Annotated in this window: 5 protein-coding genes; all 5 read right to left on the bottom strand. The window is 65.8% G+C overall.

Going from position 1 to position 7,361, the window contains the following annotated elements; all coding sequences use genetic code 11:
* A partial coding sequence (locus tag WB785_RS07710) for a protein kinase domain-containing protein (protein WP_424078248.1) occupies positions 1–1,016 on the bottom strand: 1,016 nt, incomplete at its 3' end.
* A 154-nt stretch (positions 1,017–1,170) separates the two neighbouring features.
* Positions 1,171–2,934 carry a serine/threonine-protein kinase PknH/PknJ gene (locus WB785_RS07705; RefSeq protein ID WP_424078247.1) on the bottom strand — a complete coding sequence of 588 codons (1,764 nt, stop codon included), beginning with the start codon at positions 2,932–2,934 and terminating at the stop codon, positions 1,171–1,173.
* Between the two features lie 21 nt (positions 2,935–2,955).
* Positions 2,956–4,809: a type VII secretion AAA-ATPase EccA gene (eccA, locus tag WB785_RS07700; protein ID WP_424078246.1), complete on the bottom strand. Its 1,854-nt coding sequence runs from the start codon at positions 4,807–4,809 to the stop codon at positions 2,956–2,958.
* Positions 4,810–4,812: 3 nt separating this feature from the next.
* Entirely contained in the window at positions 4,813–6,342 is a 1,530-nt protein-coding gene (eccE, locus tag WB785_RS07695) for a type VII secretion protein EccE (protein WP_424078245.1), read from the bottom strand.
* Positions 6,339–7,361: type VII secretion-associated serine protease mycosin (mycP, locus tag WB785_RS07690; protein ID WP_424078244.1), on the bottom strand; the 1,023-nt coding region annotated here is incomplete at its 5' end. The genes mycP and eccE, both read right to left, overlap by 4 nt.

The following is a 7,361-nucleotide window of genomic DNA, read 5'->3' as shown; positions in this document are numbered from 1 at the left end:
CCCCGGGGCACCGGCGGTGCGGCTGGCGTTGCCCACTGTGCTGGCGGCGGGCTCACCGGTGCAAACATGGTCCGCGGACTGCTCTCAGGCCGCCACCACGGAGTGGTTACCGGAACGCTCGGGTAAGAGCTGACGTCGTGGCGCGAAATAGGCTGCCACGGTGCGGTATGCGGCATGACAGGCCGGTGCAGCGCCTCGGTTGCCGCAGCGGCGAGGGCACCGGCGGTCTGGAAACGCTGCCCGGGATCTTTGGCCATCGCCGTAGCGATTACCGAATCCAACGCCACCGGAAGGGATGGAACCCAGTCGGTGACCCGCGGCGGCGGCTGCTGCAGGTGTGCAAGCATCATTGCCGGCACACCGCCGTGCGCGGGAAATGGCGTATTCCCGGTGAGCAGCCGAAACAGCGTGCACCCCAACGAATACAGGTCGGCCCGGTGATCGAATCGCAGGCCGGCGAGCACTTCTGGCGCAGCGTAGGTCACGGTGGCCACCAGCGAACCGGTCCCCGTCAGCCCGACGTCGTCGAGGGCACGCGCGATTCCGAAATCGGCTAGCAGCACTCGCTCGATCCCACCGCCTTCGTGGGATAACAGGAAGTTGCCAGGTTTGACGTCACGGTGCACGACGTTGTGCCAGTGGGCATAGTCCAGTGCCTTAGCGATTTCACCGACGACGTGCACGGCGCGTGCCGGTGTCATGGTGCCGACGCGTAACGCTTCGTCGGCATCGGTGCCATCCACGAACTGCATCGCAATCCATAGCTGTCCGTCTTCGGTTTCACCGCGGCGGTATACCGAGACGATATTGGAATGGGCAAGACCGGCAGCGACGTCGGCCTCGCGGACAAACCGTGCACGGAAATCCTCGTTGCGGGACAACTCTGCCGACAGCACCTTCAGGGCTTCGCGGCGCGGCAAGGTTGGATTGTGCACTAGGTAGACGGTGCCCATACCGCCCGCACCCAAGACTCGCTCGATCCGATAGCCAGCCACCAGCGCGCCGACAGGCAGCATGGTCAGCAACCGCCCAGCGGAGGTCCGGGATTAGGGGCAGCACTCTCGCCGCGCCGCATGACGCGCGGGTGCATCATGATCAGTAAAGGTATCGCAATCGCGGTGATTGTGTGCCTGGTCTGTTCGACAACGCCTACGAAGTGGGTGGCGATGGTCATCTCGGCGACACCTTGCCGACGATCAAGTTGGCGATTCGCACCGCCGGATCCGTCAAAGTTGCACTGCAGGAACTGATGTCGACGATCACGTTGTTACGCGATGTCAGCGCACGCTGACAGTGCTGTTGCGCGGCCGCCGGCTCCACCTGCAGGGTGATCGCGTGGACGTTGTCGGCAACGGTGCTCGGTGCGCCGAATGTCAGATGCGCGGGCGTTCGGTCAGGAAGGTTCAACGACGTGGTCCGATTGGCACATTGCTGCCATTGACCTACCTGGTCGGACACTGCGCCCGCGGCTTGGTCTGCGGTCAGAAACGCGATGACCGCCTGGGTGACATTGTTGAGCTGTGACGGATCAGGCGGGCCGTTGATTGCCTGCTGTTGAACACCCATGAAGCCGGACTTGGCGTAAACCGTCGTTTGAGCCGGCCCGTACGCGCCAACGCAATCCTTATCGGTCAGGTATGCAGACATGTCGAACATGCTCGGCGCGGTTTCAGACACCTGCAGCTTCGCGTCACCCATCAGTTGTCTGATTTCATCGATCGAAATGAGCAGACCGGGCAACGCCGAGACCAAAACACGCGGCACCGCTGTAGCGGACGTAGCGGCCGTCGTTGTCGCTGATACCGATGGTGTCGCGGTATCCCGTTGTCCCGTAACGTTGCTGCGCCTGAACACGGTGACGCCGCCGGCGACGAGCAGGATGACGGCGGCGAGGATCCCGATCACCCACGCCGTGCGCCTGCGCCGGCGTGGCGGGCCCGCTGGGGACAGCAGCGGGACCGCAGAACCATCCGGCGTTGCCAGCAGCGTCCGGGTACCCGCCGGTGGGCGCCACCAAGCGCTGTCCGCCGGGCTGGGATACGAGGCCACCTCTGCGGTCGGGACTGCCCGCTGCACCGCCTCCGGCGTCGGCTGGTGGTGCAGCGCCGCTGCCGCAGCGGCCGCGAGCTCGGTCGCCGAGCCGAAGCGCTGAGCGGGTTCCTTCGCTAGCGCGATACCGATCACCGAATCCATCGCCGGAGGCAGGCCAGGTACTCGATCTGTCACGCGCGGCGGCGGCTGATGCAGATGGGCCATCATTACAGCCGCCGGACCGTTGGCTCCAGCGCCGGCGAATGGCGTCTTCCCGGTAAGCAGTCGAAACAGACTGCACCCCAAGGAATACACATCTGCTCGACCATCGAACGGGCCGCCGGCGAGCACCTCGGGCGCCGCATACGCCATTGTCGCGATGACAGATCCCGTGACCGTCAACCCGACATCGTCGATCGCGCGCGCGATCCCGAAATCACCGAGCAGTACTCGCTCGGGGCCGCCCCCGTCACCAGACAGCAGAAAGTTAGCGGGTTTGACATCGCGGTGCACCACATTGTGGTGGTGGGCATAATCCAAGGCTTGCGCCACCTCACTGACGATGTGCACTGCGCGCATCGGGGTCATCTTTCCCGCGCGCAGCGCATCATCTGCATCGGTGCCATCGATGTACTGCATGGCGATCCACAGTTGCCCGTCGTCGGTTTCGCCGCGGCTGTAGATCGAGACAACATTGGGGTGTTGTAGACGAGAAGCAACATCAGCCTCGCGGATAAACCTGGCCCGAAACTCGTCGCTGTAGGACAGTTCCGCGGAAAGCACCTTGAGCGCGTCCCGCCGCGGCAGGTCGAGATTCTGCGCCAAGTACACCGTACCCATGCCGCCGGCACCGACGACTCGTTCGATCCGATAACCCGCAACTACCGAACCGACACTTAGCATGCGCAGCGACGTGCTTGGCACTCAAACTTGGATCGGCACATGCTTTTCCGCGCACGCGTCCACGACGGCCGCGACGATGTCCTGGGTGCGCAATGTCTCCAGATCTTCGATGGTCACCGAGCCTTTGTCGGTGCGATGTTGGGCGGCCACCCGGGAATCGCGCAGCCGCTCGGCACGTTCGACGACGTTGCGGGCGAAGCGGCCGTTCTGCATCACGTCGATTCCGTGACTGCCGTCGGGTGCCAGATAGGCCCGCAAGGTCTTGCATGCCATGTTCAGCGCTTCACGGGCGGCGGGCTCGATCACGGTCGCACGAGGTTCGCCGTAACGGACCGCGATCTCCACCAGCTCGTCGGGGGCGTAGGACTCGAACCGCAGCTTGCGATTGAACCGGCCCGCCAAACCCGGGTTGACGGTGAGGAATTCGTCGACTTCCTTCTCGTAACCTGCACCGATGAAGCAGAAGTCGAATCGATGCACCTCGAGGGCGACCAGCAGCTGGTTGACCGCCTCCATGCCGATCATGTCCGGCCGGCCGTCGTGGTGGCGCTCCACAAGTGAATAGAACTCATCCATGAACAGGATGCGGCCCAGTGAACGCGCGATCAGCTCGTTGGTCCTCGGGCCGGATGCCCCAATGTGCTCACCGCAGAAGTCAGCACGCTTGACTTCGATGATCTCGGGATGCCGCACGATGCCCAGCCCCGCATAGATCTTCCCCAGCGCCTCGGCGGTGGTCGTCTTACCTGTGCCGGGCGGGCCGACGAGAAGCATGTGGTTGGTCTGGTTGGTCACCGGCAACCCGGCCGCCATCCGCAGCGCCCGGACCTCGATCTGATCCTCGATTTCGGCGACCGCCCGCTTGACTTCGCTCAACCCGACTTGGTTGTTGAGCAGGGCACGACCTTCAGCCAGCAGCTCTTCCCGCCGCCCCTCGTTCTCCTCCTCGCGGCGCTCCTGGGCGGACCGCTCGGTGGAGACGTCCCACTTATTGCTGCGGGTGTTGATGGTTTCCTCGTCGGTGACCACCAGCTGCAGGTGCGGGTCGGCCAGCGCTTCCTTGGCCGGTTCGATCAGCGCCCCGTTGATCGTCGCCCTGGACAACCAGACCTGAGCCTTGTCCTCTTCATCCAGCTGGCGGTGCGCCATTCCGCGCACATAGGCGAGATCTGCTGCGATCAAAGGAAATTCGTTCGGATCGATCGCTGTTACCGCGGTGTCCGTCAGCTGGTGACGGCGCGCCTCGGCCGCGCCGACGTGGCCGGCCCGCAGATCTACCCGGTCTGCCCAGTCCAGCGCGACGCGGGCCTGGCCAAGATGAGCGGCGGCGTGTGCGGCTAGCGCGTCGGTGGCTGCGGTCACCGCCGACATGATGATCGCCTGCGGCGGCAAGATGGTTGCCGCCACCGAAATCACGTCCGGCCAGCGCTGCGTGGCGAACATCAGGTAGGCCCGCACGTACTGCTGCCACTGATGGTTCTCCCAGCTATCCAGCAGCGTCGAATCTTTCAGCAGCGCTTCGGCTTTCTCGTACTGGCCGTCGTCAACAAGCGCGCTGGCCAACGCCAACCCCGCGTGTGACGACTCCGTCACCGAGATCGCCAGATACGGCCCGGCTTTGATCGACGCCGACAGCCGGACACCGAGCCGGTTGGTCTCCCGGTGCAGCCGTGCCCCGTAGGCGTACAGCTGCTGCAATGTGGACAGTTCCTCGTCGCCGGCGGCGATCCGGCCCAGCCACGCGTCAGCCATCGACGGGTCGATTTCCGTGGCCTCTCGGAACCGCGCAAGGGCGGCCGGCTGATCGTTGTCGAACAACGCCATCGCCTGATCGAATCGCTTGCGTGCGGCGGCTGTGGTGCTGCTGCTAGTCATCGTTTAGTCCACCGATTCGAGCTCGGTTGTCCGCAGGGTCGGTTCTGAGGATATGTAGCGATTCTCGGCCCGGAACAACTCGACCTCAACCGTATGGAGCTGACCAGCTGCCGTCACGTCGACGGTCGCCGGGCCGATCTGCGTGATGAGCACATCGGCCGATCCCCGGTAGGGCGTTCCCGGCTCCCCGATCGAGATCAGGGTGTTCGGTCGCGGCGCGGGCGTCACCGTGCCGTCGACGACGCTGACGGTGGTGCCGGCGATCGGCCTGACTTGATTGCCCACAGCGATATCGGGCATCCGCACGCTGTCCCAGCGCTGCTGGTCGCGGGTATGCACGGTTATCCGCTCGCCGGCGCCGGCCAGCCGCACCACAATTCGTTTGGCCAAAGCGTCTTGCGCGGCGATATGCACCCGGCTGAACTCCCCCGGGTCGTCGAGCGGCAGCATCAGCCGGTTACCGGCGTCGACCTTGCCCAGCAGAACACCCGAGGGTCCGATCGGAAGGATCAGCGGTTGCGCCAGAACGCCGGACCGGATGCCGTGCAGCGTCGGCATCGGTCCGCAGAGGTTGGCCGCGATCGCGCGGGCCTGCTCCCCCGGCAAGGTCTTTAGCATGACGCTCGGTGGGGCCGTCGGCGGCTGTGCGGTGCGCACGGTGACCGTTGCCGTCATGCTGCCGTCGCCGAACACCGTGATGTTTTGGATGATCCCGTCGGCGCGCAGCGCCCACGCGTGTTCCAAATTCTCCTCGGTGATGTCGCTGGGCCGGTACCAATACGTCGTCAGCCAACCGGCCTCGCCCCGCGCCGTGCGCCACCGCTGGTGCTGCGCGTTCAGTGCCGAGGATCCCAAGCGCCGCTCCAACTCCACGATGTCGGTGGCTGTCGCGACCTTGGCGCGCAGGCCCTGCTGCCGCAGGGCCGCGCTGATCCGCTGCGCCGCGGCAAGGGTCGCGGTGCCGACCGACGTACGCCATTGCAGCGCTTCGGCATTGGGGAACGATGCGATCCGAACGATCAGCCAGGTCTCCCGCTGGCCGGCATACGGCGGGGTGCCGATCAATGTGTCATAGACCCGCGGATAGTCGCCGCTGCTACGCCGCCGGGCCCCGGCGCTGACCACGCTGAGCGATTCGACGGCCAACCCCAGGCTCTGGTGCAGCAGCGGCAACAGATCGGCGACGTCGACGGTGTTTTCGGTGTACGTCGCCGTCGAGCCGGTGAACAGGGTCGGCTGATGTGCCTTGCCGAGCAGCTGCACGGCCACCACCGCGACGCCATCCTGGTACCGAACGCCACCTCCGGCGCGGTCGTTGGCCACCGTGATCGGTTCACTCAACGGGATCGCTCGACGGCGCTGTCGCCACAGCATCAGCCATGACCACAACGGTTGGCCTCGCCAGCGGATGACACCGGCAATCAGCCCGAGCACCAAACCCCCTGCGGCGCCGGGATATCCGGCTAACGCCCAGCCGACCAGGCCGGTCGCGAGGACGCCGACGATGATCGCCAGCCTCAGCCCGGCCGTCATCGCTCTCGCCGAGCCCGCGCGACGAGCGATGCGATCACCACCGCAGCAACCACCAACCCGGCGAACACCAACGCGACAGCGCGGGCACGGTGATCGGGCGGGGGAGGCGGAGCGGGGGGCACGATCAGGCGGCTCTGCCCGCCGGGCGCCAGGCGGTCCCCGGCTGGCACGTTGAATGTGAGCGCGGCAACGGGATCCACCACTCCGTAGCCGACCTGGTTGTCCACCCCGCGCGGCGGGTTATGGGCCGTCTGCAGAATCCGATTGATGATTTGATGCGCGCTCAGCGCCGGATACTTGGCCCGTACCAGCGCGGCTACCCCGCTCACATACGCCGCCGAAAAACTGGTGCCCCAGAACGGCATGTTCTTTTCACCGGGCCGGATTGGCGGATAGGCGTTCACCGGTCCACCGGTCTGCGGAGACAACCCCATGATTCCGACGCCGGGTGCCGCCGCGGCCACCCACGGGCCGCTCAGGCTCTTGCTGACGGGAGCGCCCGAGTTGTCGACCGCGCCCACTGACAGCACGTAGTCGGAGAACCAGGACGGCGACGACACCGTTTTGACTTGATGCCAGTCCCGCGGGTCGGAGGTATTCAACGGGTCAAAGCCCGGATTCTGGGCGCACTCGTCTTCGCCCTCGTTACCGGCTGCCGCGACGATCACCGCGTCCTTCACGGTTGCGGCGTACCAGACGGCAGCGCCAATGGCGCTCTGGTCCAACGGATCAGCGGCCGATACACAGGCGGTAACGCTGACATTGATCACCTTGGCGCCCATGTTGGCCGCATGCACGATCGCGCTGGCCAGCGAGGCGACGGTGCCGGCTTTCTTCCGGGCCTCCTGGTCACCGCCGCCGGGCTTCTCCAGCTCGTAGGCCCGCGAGGATTGCCGGATAGAGATGATCGTCGCATGCGGGGCCACCCCGCCGACGCCGTCGGGCGAGCCCGGCGGAGGTGGCGGCACCTCGGGATCCTCCGGCTGACCTGCCACCGGATCCCCGGGCCCATTCGAGGG

This window comes from Mycobacterium sp. (genome assembly GCF_049585075.1).
Taxonomy (GTDB): Bacteria; Actinomycetota; Actinomycetes; order Mycobacteriales; family Mycobacteriaceae; genus Mycobacterium.
The sequence above is the reverse complement of the archived record's forward strand: the minus strand, read 5'-3'. Positions and strand labels throughout refer to the sequence as shown.